Source organism: Pectobacterium brasiliense (genome assembly GCF_016950255.1).
Taxonomy (GTDB): domain Bacteria; phylum Pseudomonadota; class Gammaproteobacteria; order Enterobacterales; family Enterobacteriaceae; genus Pectobacterium; species Pectobacterium brasiliense.
Window position 1 is genome coordinate 1970741 of record NZ_JACGFN010000001.1, and the last position, 16566, is coordinate 1987306.

The 16566-nt window shown below is 49.4% G+C and carries 14 protein-coding genes and 1 pseudogene; 4 read left to right on the top strand and 11 right to left on the bottom strand.

Annotation, left to right across the window (positions count from 1 at the left end; genetic code table 11):
• Positions 1-15 precede the first annotated feature (15 nt).
• Positions 16-1215 carry an MFS transporter gene (locus H4F65_RS08790; protein WP_010285758.1) on the top strand — a complete coding sequence of 400 codons (1200 nt, stop codon included), beginning with the start codon at positions 16-18 and terminating at the stop codon, positions 1213-1215.
• A gap of 4 nt (positions 1216-1219) precedes the next feature.
• Here H4F65_RS08790 and H4F65_RS08795 read toward each other — a convergent pair whose 3' ends face one another.
• The 3 genes and pseudogenes from H4F65_RS08795 to H4F65_RS21870 form a co-directional block, all read right to left on the bottom strand.
• A complete protein-coding gene (locus H4F65_RS08795; protein ID WP_010285757.1) occupies positions 1220-2401 on the bottom strand; it encodes a MalY/PatB family protein in 1182 nt (393 codons plus the stop codon).
• Between the two features lie 56 nt (positions 2402-2457).
• On the bottom strand, positions 2458-3009 hold the full coding sequence (locus H4F65_RS08800; protein WP_010285754.1) for a GNAT family N-acetyltransferase: 552 nt from the start codon (positions 3007-3009) through the stop codon (positions 2458-2460).
• Positions 3010-3204: 195 nt separating this feature from the next.
• Positions 3205-3324: pseudogene (locus tag H4F65_RS21870) on the bottom strand (IS630 family transposase); the annotation flags it as partial.
• Between the two features lie 329 nt (positions 3325-3653).
• Between H4F65_RS21870 and mutS the strand changes: the two are divergent.
• A complete protein-coding gene (gene mutS / locus H4F65_RS08805) occupies positions 3654-6218 on the top strand; it encodes a DNA mismatch repair protein MutS (RefSeq protein ID WP_039319346.1) in 2565 nt (854 codons plus the stop codon).
• 57 nt (positions 6219-6275) lie between these two features.
• On the opposite strand, the gene nlpE is transcribed toward mutS, so the two are convergent.
• Together nlpE and H4F65_RS08815 are read right to left on the bottom strand one after the other, a co-directional pair.
• Complete coding sequence (nlpE, locus tag H4F65_RS08810; RefSeq protein ID WP_010285750.1) at positions 6276-6971, bottom strand: envelope stress response activation lipoprotein NlpE; 696 nt, start codon at positions 6969-6971, stop codon at positions 6276-6278.
• A 73-nt stretch (positions 6972-7044) separates the two neighbouring features.
• Positions 7045-7599 (bottom strand): YaeQ family protein, encoded by a 555-nt coding sequence (locus H4F65_RS08815; RefSeq protein ID WP_010285749.1) that lies wholly within the window; start codon positions 7597-7599, stop codon positions 7045-7047.
• 240 nt (positions 7600-7839) lie between these two features.
• Between H4F65_RS08815 and H4F65_RS08820 the strand changes: the two genes are divergently transcribed.
• Together H4F65_RS08820 and rof are read left to right on the top strand one after the other, a co-directional pair.
• Positions 7840-8040, top strand: coding sequence for a YaeP family protein (locus tag H4F65_RS08820; RefSeq protein ID WP_010285748.1), 201 nt, complete (start codon positions 7840-7842; stop codon positions 8038-8040).
• Positions 8027-8287: a Rho-binding antiterminator gene (gene rof / locus H4F65_RS08825; RefSeq protein ID WP_039312412.1), complete on the top strand. Its 261-nt coding sequence runs from the start codon at positions 8027-8029 to the stop codon at positions 8285-8287. The genes H4F65_RS08820 and rof overlap by 14 nt, the downstream gene beginning before the upstream one ends.
• A 109-nt stretch (positions 8288-8396) precedes the next feature.
• On the opposite strand, the gene tilS is transcribed toward rof, so the two are convergent.
• From tilS to lpxB, 6 genes are all read right to left on the bottom strand, one after another.
• Positions 8397-9764, bottom strand: a complete 1368-nt coding sequence (gene tilS, locus H4F65_RS08830) for a tRNA lysidine(34) synthetase TilS (protein WP_010285743.1) — start codon at positions 9762-9764, stop codon at positions 8397-8399.
• Positions 9754-10143, bottom strand: coding sequence for a VOC family protein (locus tag H4F65_RS08835; RefSeq protein ID WP_010285742.1), 390 nt, complete (start codon positions 10141-10143; stop codon positions 9754-9756). The genes tilS and H4F65_RS08835 overlap by 11 nt, the downstream gene beginning before the upstream one ends.
• A gap of 126 nt (positions 10144-10269) precedes the next feature.
• Positions 10270-11229, bottom strand: coding sequence for an acetyl-CoA carboxylase carboxyl transferase subunit alpha (gene accA / locus H4F65_RS08840; protein ID WP_010296434.1), 960 nt, complete (start codon positions 11227-11229; stop codon positions 10270-10272).
• 12 nt (positions 11230-11241) lie between these two features.
• Positions 11242-14724: a DNA polymerase III subunit alpha gene (gene dnaE, locus H4F65_RS08845; RefSeq protein WP_010284852.1), complete on the bottom strand. Its 3483-nt coding sequence runs from the start codon at positions 14722-14724 to the stop codon at positions 11242-11244.
• 85 nt (positions 14725-14809) lie between these two features.
• On the bottom strand, positions 14810-15406 hold the full coding sequence (gene rnhB, locus H4F65_RS08850) for a ribonuclease HII (protein WP_010284848.1): 597 nt from the start codon (positions 15404-15406) through the stop codon (positions 14810-14812).
• Between the two features lie 7 nt (positions 15407-15413).
• Positions 15414-16565 carry a lipid-A-disaccharide synthase gene (gene lpxB, locus H4F65_RS08855; RefSeq protein ID WP_010284846.1) on the bottom strand — a complete coding sequence of 384 codons (1152 nt, stop codon included), beginning with the start codon at positions 16563-16565 and terminating at the stop codon, positions 15414-15416.
• Position 16566 lies beyond the last annotated feature (1 nt).

Sequence of the window (16566 nt, forward strand, 5' to 3'; positions counted from 1 at the left end):
ATAAAAAGGTATATCATGAATAATATTTTTGGTTTCTTTATTGGGAGTTCTGCTCTTTCATTATTAGGTATTGAGGTTTTTCATATAACTCTACCTTTATTAGTGCTTGCACTAGGGTTTTCTCCTATTGAGGTTAGTTGGTGTATTTTTTCTTTTTTTCTTCCTGTTATCATCGTTAAAGTAGCATCATCAACGTTTATTGAAAAAGGAAGTAAAATTAAAACATTAAAAATAGGTGAATTTGGAAGGTTATTTATTGCATTTTCCCTCGCTTTAATTTTATTTCTATCAAAAGAATTAAATTTAGTATTTATAGTTTCTATTTCATTTTTCTTTGGAGTATTTACGGTATTTACTGAAGTGGCTGAACCTGTTGTACTTAAGTCATTATTGAATAACAAACAATCAACTAGTGCATTATCTACATATGAAATACGCACGAGATCGGTACAATTACTGGCACCTGTGTTATGTGGATTTTTAATTTCAATAAATTTATTCACTCCTTATTTAATAGTTGGTATTATTTCTATCTTTTCACTTTTCTTACTGTCAAAAATAAAAATTCAAGAATCTCTATCTAAAGATAAAAATAAAGTTTATTTAAAGGATGATGTTTCTTATGCGATTAAATGGCTAAAAAATAATAAATTATTTTCCTTAATGATAATGCTAACCTCAATTAATAACCTTCTTCACCCTGTATTATACTTGTCAGTTATTTTCTCATTGAGTGAGAAGAATGCTGGTTTCGAAGTTACTGGGCTGATACTTTCAGGTCTTGGCGTGGGAGGGATTGTTGGTAGTCTGATGTCTAAAAAACTGATAGACAACATTCCATTACGGACTATTGTGTTATATGTAAATATTTTTAGAGTTGCTATTTTTTCTGGCTTTATTATTATCGATTCTCCTATTGGAATTTTCTCCCTATTTGTTCTCAAGGCGATTTTGGGCGGAGTGTGGAATGTTAGTTATAATATTTTCACTATAAAAGAAATGCCCTTAGAATTAGCAGCAAGAATATCAGCAATAAGTGGGACTTTAATTAAGTTAAGTGCAGGCGCAGGTAGTCTAGGTGCTGGATATATGCTAAGTTTAATGGGTATTGAAGCCACAATCATTGTTCTTGTTATTTTTACTTTATTTATGTTACTTTGTTCATTTATGTATAAGGATGAGTATACTCGGTTTGAGCGTGAATGTTTAAAGTAAATATTCATATGGACTTTTTGCTTTTCAACTTCCTTAAGACTCTAATTATTTTTAACAAGGCTATAGACAGGTCTTTTTTCTTGCAAGCAATATTAATTCTTATAAATCCGTTTCCACTTTCTCCATATAGAGATCCACTGTTTACAACTACACCAGCTTCTGTACGAAGTATTTTGCAAATAGTATCGCTACTTAAACTTAAGAACGAACAGTCGATCCAACATAGAAATGTTGCTTGCAGATTAGTGACAGTACAACATGGAAGGTATTTGTTAAACATCGTAGTTAGTAAAATATAATTATTATGAATGTAAAGTTTTAAAAATTCTAGCCACTGTTCTGATTCATTATATGCAGCAATAAGAGCATCAATTGCGAATACATTAATATCACTAACATCATTTATTCTAAGCTGTTTCTCTATGCAGGATCTAATTGTGATGTTTTTAATAATTATATTAGCTATTTTCAGGCCGGAAAGGTTGAATGCTTTACTCGGTGAAACGCATATGATTGAGAGACAATTGGCATTTTCAGGTATGCTATCAAAAGGAACATGACTTATTTCCTTGTAAACTAAATCACAATGAACCTCATCGGAAATGACTATTACACCATGCCTGTAACAAATATCCCCTATTCTAATTAATTCGTCTCTCGACCATGCTCTCCCTGTCGGATTATGTGGATTGCAAAGCAAAAGCACTTTGGTCGACGTATCAGCTGCACATCGTTCAAGATCGTTGAAGTCGATGGTGTATTTACCTTTCGAATATTTTAATACAGTGGAAATTTTGTGGCATCCAGCATTTGTTATGCTGCTAAAGAATCGGTTGTATGCTGGTTCCATAACAATGATTTTATCATCAGGATGGGTTATTGCCTTAAGCGTTGCTGATATTGCGGGTAAAATACCCGTTGTGTATAGTATCCATTCTTTTTTAATGTGATAGTGATAACGTCTTTCAAACCAACTTATAATTGATTGATAATATATATCTGGAACCTGATAATAACCAAAAACCCCATGTTTAACTTTATTTGATAGTGCATTCAATATAGCAGGTGACGCCATAAAATCCATGTCCGCTAATGATAACGGAAACGCATTATGTGTGGCCTCATCAGCCCATTTATGTGAATTACTCTCTCGTCTATCAATAGAAATATCGAAATCATAAAACATATACAATATCCTTTTTAAAAGGAATGTTATTAGTTTCCATAAAATAACGCACTGATTTAATTTATTTTAATCCATTGCTCTCTCGTTATTCTATAGAGCGTATGACGTTCAAGGTCACGACGTTTTTCAAAGCTAGGATGAATAAATTCTTCTCCAGTTTTTTTCATTCCAATCCTAATCATAACTTTCTGTGATTGTTTATTAGCTAATGTTGTATAAGAATAAACCTCCGAAAGTTGAAGCTCATCGAAAGAAAATTTTAGGGCTCTTTTTGCTGCCTCAGTCGCATAACCTTCCCCCCAATACTGGGACAATAAACGCCAACCGATTTCAATCAATGGCGCGTGGGGAATACCACTCTGAGCATCTTGTTCATGTAGGCCAACAAAACCGATAAACTCACCGGAATATTTTAACTCTACAGCCCATGAGCCCCATCCCCTAACAGCAATAATATTCTTTAGTCTTTCGATTTGACTATAGCACTCCTGTTCAGAAAGCATTGCTGGAAAATATTTCATAACGTCAGGATCTGAAACCAGTTTTTTATAAATAGGATAATCATCATCACGCCATTGTCGCAAAATCAATCTGTTTGTTTCTAACATTATTTTACCTGGATTTTTTAGGTGACATTGAAGATAAAACAAGAATACAGTTAAATTTAATACTGACAAATATTAATAATTAAATATGTGATAACACGCGTTTTAGTTCCACATGCTTGTTAATACCTCCTGATTATTGGCTATATTAAAAAACCAATACAAGGCTAACCTAAATAGCTTCGCATATTGCCGCTTCACTTTAGCCTGACCATGTTGATTGCCGGGGAAGGATGAGGCTGTATTCATAAATTGAGTTACCCGCTCCAGTAACTGCCACATATATCGGCACTGATGGCTACGCGTTATGGCTTCGTATCACGACAGCCAGAACAATTCGATTGTATTCAGCCTTCACTTTATTGAATGAATACATTAGGCAAACTTGCGAGCCGCCTCGCGCGCCTGAACAATAGAGGAAAAATCGCATACGCATCCCGGTCCCAGTCTGGTAACGTCGTCTGACGCCAAATAACGGCCACCAGTGGTAAGATAGCGCATTCGCGGGTGATGTTTTTCATCCGTCAGTCAGTATACTTCTGGCATTCCATTTCAATGCTCAGGTGACGTGCCATCAGCAAGGTTTTTCATCAAACCCAGCGCCATCACCTGAACGAACAAAAGCGTTAAGACTGAGTAAAATCACTATGAAAGATTCTACCGACAAGGATTTCACTGCCCACACTCCCATGATGCAGCAGTACTTTAGGTTAAAGGCTGAACATCCGGAAATCCTGCTGTTTTACCGCATGGGCGATTTTTACGAGCTGTTCTATGACGATGCCAAGCGGGCTTCTCAACTGCTGGATATCTCGCTGACGAAGCGCGGCGCCTCCGCAGGAGAACCGATACCGATGGCGGGCGTTCCTCACCATGCCGTTGAAAACTACCTTGCCAGACTGGTGCAAATGGGCGAATCCGTCGCTATCTGCGAACAGGTTGGCGATCCCGCTACCAGCAAAGGTCCGGTAGAACGCAAAGTTGTACGTATCGTCACGCCAGGAACCATCAGTGACGAAGCGCTATTGCAGGAAAAGCAGGATAACCTGCTGGCCGCAATCTGGCAGGACGGTCGGGGGTTTGGTTATGCCACCCTGGATATCAGCTCAGGACGTTTTCGCGTGAGCGAACCGGACGATCGGGAAACCATGGCGGCTGAGTTACAGCGCACCAATCCGGCGGAGTTACTCTATCCTGAATCCTTTGAGTCCATGGATTTGATCGAAAATCGCCACGGACTGCGCCGCCGTCCGCTGTGGGAGTTTGAACCAGATACCGCACGCCAGCAGCTTAATCTGCAATTTGGCACCCGCGATCTGACCGGTTTCGGCGTAGAGCAGGCCAAGCTCGCACTGCGGGCCGCTGGCTGCCTGCTGCAATACGCAAAAGACACCCAGCGCACCTCACTGCCGCATATCCGCGGGATTACCATGGAGCGCCAACAAGACGGCATCATCATGGATGCGGCCACCCGCCGTAACCTTGAACTGACGCAGAATCTGTCCGGCGGCGTGGAAAATACACTGGCGGCCGTACTGGACTGCACCGTGACGGCCATGGGCAGCCGAATGCTGAAGCGCTGGATTCATATGCCCAGCCGCGATATTGATGCGCTCAAACAGCGCCAGCAGGCCATCAGTGCATTGCAGGACATTACGCCCGATCTGCAACCCTATCTGCGACAGGTCGGCGATCTGGAGCGTATTCTGGCACGGCTCGCGTTGCGCACGGCACGCCCACGCGATCTGGCACGTATGCGCCACGCTTTCCAGCAGTTTCCCGATATTCGTGAGCAGCTTGCGCCACTGGATACCGATTCCGTTCGTCGTCTGGTCAGCCTAATTGGGCAATTTGATGAGCTACGTGATTTGCTGGAACGCGCCGTTGTCGAAGCACCGCCCGTACTGGTACGTGACGGCGGTGTCATCGCGCCGGGCTACCATGCAGAGCTGGATGAGTGGCGAGCGCTGGCTGACGGTGCAAGCGATTATCTGGATCGTCTGGAAATTCGCGAACGCGAAAAACTGGGGCTTGATACGCTGAAAGTCGGCTTCAATGGCGTACACGGCTATTACATTCAGGTCAGCCGTGGCCAAAGCCATCTGGTACCGATCCACTATGTCCGCCGCCAGACGCTAAAAAATGCTGAACGCTATATCATCCCCGAACTGAAAGAGTACGAAGACAAGGTTCTGACCTCGAAAGGCAAAGCGCTGGCGCTGGAAAAAGCGCTCTATGATGAGCTTTTCGATCTGCTATTGCCCCATCTGGCCGAACTTCAGCAAAGCGCCGCCGCGTTGGCAGAATTGGACGTTCTAACGAATCTGGCCGAACGTGCCGATACGCTGAATTACGTCTGCCCGACGCTGAGCGATAAGCCCGGCATCAAAATTACGGGCGGTCGTCATCCCGTTGTCGAGCAGGTGCTTCGTGAGCCGTTTATTTCGAACCCCCTATCGCTAGCACCACAGCGTCGTATGCTGATTATCACTGGCCCTAACATGGGCGGGAAAAGTACCTATATGCGTCAGGCCGCACTGATTGTGCTGATGGCGCATATCGGCTGCTTTGTGCCTGCGGATCAGGCGGTCATTGGCCCCGTCGATCGTATTTTCACTCGTGTGGGTGCCGCCGACGATCTGGCTTCCGGCCGCTCTACCTTCATGGTCGAAATGACAGAAACAGCGAATATTCTACACAATGCCACGGAAAACAGTCTGGTATTGATGGACGAAATCGGTCGCGGAACCTCCACCTATGACGGCCTGTCGCTGGCCTGGGCCTGTGCCGAAAATCTGGCGAACCGCATCAAAGCGATGACGCTGTTTGCAACGCACTACTTTGAACTGACCACTCTGCCGGAAAAAATGGAAGGCGTGGTGAATGTGCATTTAGATGCGCTCGAACACGGTGATACCATCGCCTTCATGCACAGCGTACAAGATGGCGCAGCCAGCAAAAGTTATGGTCTTGCCGTCGCCGCACTGGCTGGCGTACCGAAAGAAGTGATTAAGCGCGCACGCCAGAAGCTGAAGGAGCTGGAAACGCTATCGAATAATGCGTCATCCAGCCATATCGATGGCGCACAGCTAGCGCTGCTGAGTAATGACGAACCGTCACCAGCAATGGAAGCGCTGGAAGCCATCGATCCTGATGCGCTCACGCCACGTCAGGCATTGGATTGGCTTTACCAGCTAAAGAAAATGCTCTAGCGCGTAATCGATACGAAAAAGGCACTGGAATCAGTGCCTTTTCTTTTTAACGCTGCGTTAGTCTATCTGTGTATCGCAGTTTGCCCTCGCGTTCATGCGGGCGTTATCACTGCTGTTAGGGACCACCGCTTTCACCATCTGACCTTCTTCCATTGATGGAATCACGGCGAAATGCGCGGTAAAGGAAACCAGCACTGGTTCCCCCGCCGTCGCCGTCGTACTAAGGTACAACCTTTCCAGCACGGCATTATTCGCCACCACAAACGTTTTTCCGGTTGCGCAGTCAGAGAACGTCGCTGCATCCGCCAGATAGCGGTACATGCCCTTCATCGACATCGGCGTATCCGGCAATGCCTGCTCGGTTGCCGTCAGTTGGCGAGGAAGCGAAGAATTGATAGGCAGCCCTTGCTGATCCAGCATTTCAAGAGAGTTATCAACCGGGCGGAAGTAACGTTTTTCGCCCGAACTATCCGTCAACACCAGCTTGTCCGCGGTACGTCGCCATTGCCCATAGGAAGCGAACGTGTTGTTGTCCTCTCGGGTCGTTTGATACTGTTCGCGAAGAACAAAAGTCCCGTCTTTTTCCAAAAATAGTGACGTATCAATCCCTCCGCAGTCCGCGCAGGGTAAAACGCCACGATAACTTTGTGCCATTGGTTTAAGGGGTTCTTCCTGAACTTGCGAGCGGGTATGACACCCGATCAACCCAGAAATCCCTGCAATCAACAGCACACCGATAGCCAGTTTTTTCATCATTATTTTCCTGCCGTCTCTGCCCTGTTTTTATCGTTCTTACTCAACGATCTGGAATATATCCAATCTGTTATCATCCCTGACTCTGAGGAATTTTCCACTCAGAAAATGCTATTTCCAGACTATTCTTATCGTCAGACAACCAGATCGTGCCGTCCTGTATCGTTGCCTGCAATGACATAGTGCGTTGAACCAGTCCGGCAAGTTGAGCCAGCTGATTATCATCCAGAAAACGGATAGCCAGATTCTTGTACCCAGAGACCTTACTCGATATCGCACTCCACCAAACCTGTGCCGCACGTTCACTATAGGCGTACAACACCACAGAACGGGACTGATTGCAGGCTTTCTTGAGCCGTTTTTCATCCGGCAGGCCTAGCTCAATCCACAGTTCCAGCTCCATCGTATCGTTACGTCGCCAGATTTCCGGCTCATCATCTGCGCTGAGCCCTTTGGTAAAACGCAGGTTTTCATCAGCATGGCAAATCCATGCTAAAAGCCGCAGCATCATACGCTGCTCGGTTTCAGACGGATGCTGCGCTATTGTCAGGTTCGCGTCGTGAAAAAAATTCCGATCCATATCGGCAATATTGATTGCTGCTTTGTAAACCGTTGCTTTTAATGCCATCAGTAACCTCGTCTTTATTCCCTCCTAGTTTACTTGAGTTAGCGCCATCCTCACAGTAAAGGTGATATCTGCCACGTAACCGATAGATTAGGCCTCTAAGGACTACTGATATCCTGTTAGTGCCTATGCTATAGTCGGTTTGATAAATAGAGTTTATCTTCGTAGGCTTACAACATCGCGCACCGTAGCTAGTGATGATGCATGAATATCTACCGAGCTAAGCTTTCAAGGGAGGATATAGTGCAAGAATACTGTGAATTAGTACGTCGCTTATACGCAGAGATCGCCAGTGGCGATCTGGGCTATATACCCGATTCGCTGGGTTGTGTTTTAAAAACCCTGGATGGCATTGCCGCGAATGATGCGTTGCCATCCTCCGTCAGGGAACAGGCCGCTTTTGCCGCCGCTAACTTATTGGTGAGTGATTATGTCAATGAGTAATGAATATCAACCCATCAACTGTGATGATTACGACAGCCTGGAAGCCACCTGTCAGCAGAGTTTGACGCTGACGCTGGAACTACGCAATGGTGAAGTTGTGACCGGTAAAGCCAGTGATATGATCTCACGTAAGCAGGTCGAATATCTGGTGATTGAAGCCTCAGGCACAACGCGCGAGCTACGTCTCGACCACATCGTCAGTTTCAGTCATCCTGAAATCGGTAAGGTCGTCGTCAGCGAATCCTGACAGACTTCTCCTTTCATTCAGCGGCAAACGCTGAATCAATGCTTCCGAAACGGACAACACAGGTTGTCCGTTTTTATTTCAGCGCTTGCCTCAGCGTCAGGCTTTTCCCTCAGTTTTTGTCCTCAGGCTTATTTTTTCCAAACTTATTTTCCCAAACAATGCGCCATACCGGCTGATTTTCTCTCGCCTGCCCTTCTCGCGTGACGAATCGTCCCACTGCCGCAATCAGTTGCTCGTTGTAGAACACCAGCGGCGTACGGTCACGCCACCAGGGCGGAACGCCCAGCTCCTGCCAGAGTTTCTTGATTTGTCGCCCGTGGGCTCTGCCGACAATATGCACAGTTCCACTAGTCGAAAAACGGATACTCACCGACTCATCGTTTTCCGGCGCGCGAACCGCCACGCCGCTATCGGCCAGTGACAGTGTGCCCAGATTATCGGGTAGCGACAACGGGCATGACGGCGACTGCCACGGGATAATAGGGTCTTTGAGTGACGGCATCAGCGGCAGCAGATAGAGATGCTGACGAAAACGACGAACCTGCATCTGATTCAGTTGCAATACCGGTTCCGCATCCTGACGGCTCGTTGCGACTTCATCCCAGAGTCGCTGTAGCTGTTCACGCGCGGGCATCATCGCCCCTTGCTGCGCCAGCCAGCGACGCAGGAGTGCAAAACGACGCACTGGGCTTAGCGTTACCAGACCGTCAATACTCAGCGCGCCATCCGGCTGGCATAACGCCTGCAATGACGCCTCCAGTAGCTCATCTAGCAGCTGTTCCTGTTCGGCACAAAGCTGGGCGCTACGCGCTACGGCGGAGGAGAAATGCGGCCAGCGCTGCGTCAATCGCGGCAAGATCTGACGACGTAGAAAATTGCGGTCGAAACGTTCATCCTGATTGCTGTCGTCTTCAATCCAGTCAAGCTGATTCCGCTGCGCATAGGCTTCCAGTTGCAAGCGAGAAATGCCTAACAGCGGACGCACAAGACGATGATGACCGAGCGTACTTTGAGCCGCCATCGCAGATAATCCGGCAGGCCCGCTGCCGCGTTTAAGCGCCAGTAAAAACGTTTCGCTCTGATCATCAAGATGCTGCGCCGTCAGCAAGGTTTCCCCATCTTGCAGATGCGCTCGCAGCGCCTGATACCGTGCCGTTCGGGCCGCGGCTTCGATACCGCCGTTTTGCGCTTCAACCGTCACCGACAGCGAGGTAAACGGCACCTGCCAGCGTTCACACTGCTGACGACAATGTTCAGCCCAGCTATCGGCCAGCGGATTTAAACCATGATGGATATAAGCCGCACGAATGGGTAGCTCAGAGCGCTGACGCAGAGCCACCAGCAGATGCAATAGCACGCTAGAATCCAGACCACCGCTGTAGGCCAGCAGGATCGATCCGCATCCGGCTGTTTGCGTCGCGATCGTCTGGAGCAATCGATCATCAGGTTCGGTGCAGTCCACGGTATCAGATCTCATACAGTTCTAAAGGCAAGCCGTCAGGATCGGAGAAAAAGGTGAAGCGCTGCTGCGTTTCAGGATCGATCCGGACAGGTTCACAAATAACGCCAGCCTGTTCCAGCAAGGCAACAGCCTGTTCAATGTCAGCTACCGCAAAAGCCAGATGGCGCAGGCCGCAGGCTTCCGGGCGGCTCACGCGCGCAGGTGGGTGGGGGAAAGAAAATAGCTCAATGATATAACGCCCATTCAGCGAGAGATCCCCTTTCCACGACTGCCGCGCTTCACGGTAGATTTCGTTGTTCAACGTAAACCCTAGCACACCACAGTAAAACGCCTTGCTGCGTTCATAGTTAGAGGCAATAACCGCAATGTGATGGACATCAAGCAGCTTCAGCATGCTTCAAACCCTCATAGCAAAAAATCCGCTGTCATTTCTGACAACGGATTTTCAAACTAACGCCAGAATCGCCTGATTGATAACACATCAATCAGACAATCACCTTATCAGCAGTAACCACTGTACTTAACAGTAACCATAGTTCATCAAACGCTGATAGCGGCGGTTCAACAGCTCTTCTTCTGTCAGGCCGTCGAGGTCGAGCAGGTCGGCCAGCAGCTGTGCTTTCAGAGACTCTGCCATCGCTGGGACGTTACGGTGCGCCGAACCTAACGGCTCAGGAATCACGGTATCGATCAGTTTCAGCTCTTTCAGACGCGGCGCAATAATGCCCATGGCTTCGGCAGCCAGCGGCGCTTTATCTGCGCTCTTCCACAGGATAGACGCACAACCTTCCGGTGAAATCACCGAGTAGGTGCTGTACTGCAACATATTGACCTTGTCGCCAACGCCGATAGCCAATGCACCACCGGAACCCCCTTCGCCGATAACGGTACAGATGATTGGTACACGCAGCGTCGACATTTCACGCAGGTTGCGCGCGATAGCCTCAGACTGACCGCGTTCTTCTGCGCCCACGCCCGGATAAGCTCCCGGCGTGTCGATGAAGGTGATGATCGGCATCTTGAAGCGATCGGCCATTTCCATCAGGCGCAGCGCTTTGCGATAGCCTTCTGGTGCAGGCATGCCGAAATTACGGCGAATCTTTTCTTTGGTCTCACGCCCTTTCTGATGACCAATGATCATCACCGGACGCCCATCCAAACGAGCAATCCCACCAACAATGGCTTTATCATCGGCATAGGCACGATCGCCAGCCAATTCATCAAAGTCGGTAAAGATATGCTTAATATAATCAAGCGTATAAGGACGTTGTGGATGGCGCGCTAATTGCGCAACCTGCCAGGCACCCAAATCGGCGAAGATTTTGCGCGTCAGTTCAACGCTCTTCTCACGCAGGCGCTGGACTTCTTCGTCCAGATTAATATCTAATTTTTCGTCTTGACGGCTGACTGCGGTCAGCGAGTCAATTTTCGCTTCCAACTCTGCAATCGGCTGCTCAAAATCAAGAAAATTCAGACTCATAGTATTCCTATATTAGTCAAATTCCAGTTCCACCTGCTCATTACCCACTAATGTGCGCAGCTCGTTCAGTAGCGCATCGGCAGGCGTTACACGCCATGCTGCGCCGAAACGTAGTCGGGCGCGCGCATCTTCACGCTGGTAATAGAGATGCACTGGGATCGTCCCCGATCGGTGGGGTTCCAACGATTGGCGGAGACGGTTTAATAGCTGGTCATCAATTTGCCTGTCAGTCAGCGAGATAGCAAGCCCGCGCGCGTATTTTTCCCGCGCTTCACTGATATCCATTAACTCTCGGACGGTCATTTTAAGCCCGCCGCTGAAGTCATCAAAGCTGACCTGTCCACTGGCGATAAGGATACGGTCTTTCTCAAGTAAATGCTGATATTTTTCCAATGCATCGGTAAACAGCATTATCTCAAGGCGACCGGAACGATCGTCCAATGTACAGACACCAATACGGTTACCCCGCTTGGTGACCATGACGCGGGCCGCCAACACCAGCCCAACGGCAGTGGTCATTTTACCCCGATCCGTCGGGTGCATATCTTTCAAACGTACGCCACTGGCATAGCGTTCAATTTCCTTAATATATTGCGTGATCGGGTGGCCGGTCAGGTACAGCCCCAGCGTTTCCCGTTCACCATCCAGCACCACCTGCTCCGGCCACGGTGGCACCGTACTGTAGGATTGCTCAACCTGTTCAGGGGCATCAGCCAACACGCCGAACATATCCACCTGACCAATCGCTTCTGCTTTCGCATGCTGATCGGCAGCCTTCAGCGCGTCAGGCAATGAATTCATCAACGCAGCGCGATGCGGCCCCAGACGGTCAAACGCCCCAGACATAATCAGCTTTTCCAGCACGCGGCGGTTCAGCTTTTTAATGTCGGTACGTGCGCAGAGATCAAACAGCTCTCTAAAATAGCCGCCCTGATTACGCGCTTCGATAATCGCCTCAATCGGACCTTCACCCACGCCTTTAATCGCACCGATGCCGTAAACAATCTCGCCATCGTCATTAACGTGGAAGTGATACAGCCCGCTGTTGATGTCCGGAGGCAGGATTTTTAACCCCATCCGCCAGCATTCATCAACCAGACCGACCACTTTATCCGTGTTATCCATATCGGCCGTCATTACGGCCGCCATGAATTCTGCCGGATAGTGCGCCTTCAGCCATAGTGTTTGGTAAGACACCAGCGCATAGGCCGCGGAGTGAGATTTATTAAAGCCATAACCAGCGAATTTTTCCACCAGGTCGAAAATCTTAACCGCCAATTCGCCGTTCACACCGCGAGATTTGGCACCATCTTCGAAGCCACCACGCTGCTTCGCCATTTCGACCGGGTTCTTTTTCCCCATCGCACGACGCAGCATATCCGCGCCGCCCAGCGTATAGCCCGCCAGAACCTGCGCAATCTGCATGACCTGTTCCTGATACAGGATAATGCCGTAGGTCGGCTCCAGAACAGGCTTGAGTGACTCGTGTTGCCATTCGATATCAGGATACGAGATCGCTTCACGGCCATGCTTACGGTCGATGAAGTTATCTACCATGCCGGATTGCAGCGGACCAGGGCGGAACAGCGCCACCAGTGCGATCATATCTTCAAAGCAGTCGGGCTTAAGACGTTTGATCAGATCTTTCATGCCGCGCGATTCAAGCTGGAATACCGCTGTGGTTTCCGAGCGTTGCAGCATGTCGAAGCTTTTCTTATCTTCGAGCGGAATCGCCGCAATATCAATCGGTTCCAACCCTTGCTTCGCGCGACGGGCGTTAATCATCCCCAGCGCCCAGTCGATGATGGTCAGCGTACGCAGACCAAGGAAGTCGAACTTCACCAGCCCGGCATATTCCACGTCGTTCTTATCGAACTGGGTAACCGGATGGTTGCCTTCCGCATCGCAATATAGCGGCGCGAAATCGGTAATCTTGGTGGGGGATATCACCACCCCACCCGCATGTTTACCGGCGTTACGCGTTACGCCTTCGAGCTTACGTGCCATATCGATGAGGGCCTTAACTTCCTCATCGGCTTCATAAATTTCCGGCAGTTGCGGTTCAGCAGCAAACGCTTTTTCCAGTGTCATGCCCGGATCGGGCGGCACCAGCTTTGAAATACGATCGACAAACCCATAAGGGTGCCCAAGCACGCGCCCTACGTCACGAATAACCGCTTTCGCCGCCATCGTACCGAAGGTGATAATCTGCGATACCGCATCACGCCCGTACATTTCCGCGACATGATCGATGACTTTGTCGCGTTTTTCCATACAGAAATCGACGTCAAAGTCAGGCATGGAAACACGTTCAGGATTGAGGAAGCGTTCGAACAGCAGGTCGAATTCCAGCGGATCCAGATCGGTGATTTTCAGCGCATAGGCCACTAACGAACCCGCACCGGAACCACGTCCCGGTCCAACAGGCACATCGTTATCCTTCGACCACTGAATAAATTCCATTACGATCAGGAAGTAGCCAGGGAATCCCATCTGGTTGATAACGCCCAGTTCAATATCCAGACGCTCATCATATTCAGGCCGACGCTCAGCGCGCACTTCCGGATCGGGGAACAGGAATTCAAGACGCTCCTCCAGCCCCTTTTTCGAGCACTGAACCAGAAAATCTTCCGTACTCATGTCGCCCGTTGGGAACTGCGGCAGGAAATATTCACCCAGACGAATCGTTACGTTACAGCGCTTGGCAATTTCAACGCTATTCGCCAGTGCTTCAGGGATATCCGCAAACAGCTCGCACATTTCTTCTTCGGAACGCATGTACTGCTGTGGGCTGTAATTACGTGGACGTTTGGGATCGTCAAGCGTGTAGCCATCGTGAATAGCCACGCGGATTTCGTGAGCGTCAAAATCATCGGTGCTGATAAAACACACTTCATTGGTTGCCACCACGGGCACCCCGTGCTTCGTCGCTAGTTCGACGGCGGCGTGCAAATAGCTTTCTTCATCGGGGCGGGACGTGCGGATCAGTTCCAAATAGTAACGCTGAGGGAAGTGTTCCTGATAGAAGGCCAGACACTGCTCGGCCTGCGTCTGGTTACCACGCAGCAAAAACCGACCGACATCACCCCGGCGGCCGCCAGACAGTAAAATCAGCCCTTCCTGATGTTCAACAAGCCAATCCCGGTCAATCGTCGGCCCGGCAGCGCCATAACCTCGTTGATAAGCGTGGGAAATCAGCAGCGTAAGATTCTGGTAGCCAGCATTATTCATGGCTAGGACGGTGAGATGCGCGAGCTCATCCCCCAACTCGTCGCTTTCGACACAGAAATCTGCGCCGATAATGGGCTTGATTCCCGCGCCATGCGCGCCGCCATAGAATTTAACCAGCCCACACAGGTTGGTAAAATCAGTAATCGCCAGCGCTGGCATGCCGAGTGCCGCCGCTTTTTTTACCAGCGGACCGACTTTGGCCAGCCCATCGATCATGGAATAGTCACTGTGAACACGCAGGTGAACAAAACGTGGTTCGGCCATCTCCAGATCCCAGAATTTATCGATTAGTCAGCATGGCAACGGCACGCTTGCGTGCCCACGCCATACCGAGAGTTAATGATGATGTTTACGCCAGACCTAATGCACGTCTGACTGGCGCGAAGCTCCGACGATGAAACTCAGTGGCACCCAGTGCGGCCAGTTTCTCCAGATGAAAAGCCGTTGGATAACCTTTGTGTTGGGCAAAACCATAAGCAGGGAAGCGTTGATCCAACTCGACCATCTCACGATCGCGAGTCACTTTCGCCATAATCGAGGCCGCGCTGATTTCTGCCACACGGCTATCCCCTTTCACGACCGCCTGAGCGGGCATCGGCAAAGCCGGGCAACGATTGCCGTCAATGAGAACAAAATCAGGCACGACAGCCAAGCCAGCAACCGCACGCTGCATTGCCAGCATGGTAGCATGCAGGATATTCAATTGGTCAATCTCTTCCGGCTCCGCACGGCCAAGGCTCCACGCCAATGCCTTCTCTTTGATTTCATCATAGAGCGACAGTCGACGTTTTTCACTCAGCTTTTTGGAGTCCGCCAGCCCGACAATTGGCCTAGTCGGGTCAAGAATCACCGCAGCCGTCACGACCGCACCAACCAAAGGGCCGCGGCCTACTTCATCAACGCCAGCGATACAACTCGCCTGCGGATAGACAAATATTTCACTCATGGTCTTATTAACACGGCTTCACTAATTCCAATACCGCCTGAGCCGCTTGCTCATCGGCGTTACAGCGGATCTGCTGGTGCAAATCCACAAACGTCGCGCGTAACTCAGCCATTTTTTCCGTATTGGCAAACAGCGGCAGCAGCGCAGCAGCCAGCTTGTCCGGCGTACAGTCAGTCTGTAGCTGTTCGGCCACCAGTTCACGTCCCGCCAGTAAATTCGGCAGAGACACCCACGGCGTTTTGACCAGGCGCTGCGCCAGCCAGAAGGTAAAGGGCTTCATGCGATACCCTACAACCATCGGACATTTAGCCAGCATGCACTCCAGCGCTGCCGTACCCGATGCCAACAAAGCGGCATCACTGGCAATCATGGCTTCTCGCGCTTGCCCATCCAGCAGATGTACGTGTACATCGGGCGCCACGCTACTTTTTATCCGCTCGAACTGTTCACGGCGCTTGCTGTTGACCAGCGGAACCACGATTTCCAGATCCGGAAAATGCTGTCGTAGTAACACTGCCGTATTGAGAAAATCTTCGCTAAGCATTTCAACTTCTGCACCGCGACTGCCCGGCAGCAGCGCCAGACAAGGCACATCGGGCGCAATACCCAGCGTCGCACGTGCAGCCAGCTTATCGGGATGCAACGGCATAGCATCGGCCATCGTATGACCGATAAAGCGACAAGGTACATTGAAACGATCGTAAAACGCTTTTTCAAAAGGCAAGAAAGCTAGCACCAGATTGGTCGCTTTACCTATTTTGAAAACGCGTTTTTGACGCCATGCCCATACGGAAGGGCTGACGTAGTGAATGGTATTAATACCGCGCTTTTTGAGGTTGCCCTCTAGCGTGATATTGAAATCAGGTGCATCAATGCCGACGAAAACATCGGGTTGAAGCTCGCTAAAGCGCTGGGTTAAATCTCGCCGAATTTTCAGCAGGCGGGGAAGTCGTCCAAGCACCTCAACAATGCCCATGACAGCCAGCTCTTCCATCTCGTACCAGGCTTCACAGCCTTCGGCCTGCATACGTGGCCCGGCAACGCCGACAAACCGCGCATCAGGCACCTTTTCTTTAAGCGCCCGGATCAGACCTGCGCCAAGGATGTCGCCGGAAGTTTCTCCGGCGACCAGCCCAATAGTCAAAGGACGTGATGACATG

Coding starts and splice junctions, on each gene's coding strand:
- mutS (WP_039319346.1), top strand. CDS start 3,654: ATGAAAGATTCTACCGACAAGGATTTCACTGCCCACACTCCCATGATG.
- nlpE (WP_010285750.1), bottom strand. CDS start 6,971: ATGAAAAAACTGGCTATCGGTGTGCTGTTGATTGCAGGGATTTCTGGG.
- H4F65_RS08800 (WP_010285754.1), bottom strand. CDS start 3,009: ATGTTAGAAACAAACAGATTGATTTTGCGACAATGGCGTGATGATGAT.
- lpxB (WP_010284846.1), bottom strand. CDS start 16,565: ATGTCATCACGTCCTTTGACTATTGGGCTGGTCGCCGGAGAAACTTCC.
- rof (WP_039312412.1), top strand. CDS start 8,027: ATGTCAATGAGTAATGAATATCAACCCATCAACTGTGATGATTACGAC.
- dnaE (WP_010284852.1), bottom strand. CDS start 14,724: ATGGCCGAACCACGTTTTGTTCACCTGCGTGTTCACAGTGACTATTCC.
- H4F65_RS08795 (WP_010285757.1), bottom strand. CDS start 2,401: ATGTTTTATGATTTCGATATTTCTATTGATAGACGAGAGAGTAATTCA.
- H4F65_RS08815 (WP_010285749.1), bottom strand. CDS start 7,599: ATGGCATTAAAAGCAACGGTTTACAAAGCAGCAATCAATATTGCCGAT.
- accA (WP_010296434.1), bottom strand. CDS start 11,229: ATGAGTCTGAATTTTCTTGATTTTGAGCAGCCGATTGCAGAGTTGGAA.
- rnhB (WP_010284848.1), bottom strand. CDS start 15,406: ATGAGTGAAATATTTGTCTATCCGCAGGCGAGTTGTATCGCTGGCGTT.
- H4F65_RS08835 (WP_010285742.1), bottom strand. CDS start 10,143: ATGCTGAAGCTGCTTGATGTCCATCACATTGCGGTTATTGCCTCTAAC.
- H4F65_RS08790 (WP_010285758.1), top strand. CDS start 16: ATGAATAATATTTTTGGTTTCTTTATTGGGAGTTCTGCTCTTTCATTA.
- tilS (WP_010285743.1), bottom strand. CDS start 9,764: ATGAGATCTGATACCGTGGACTGCACCGAACCTGATGATCGATTGCTC.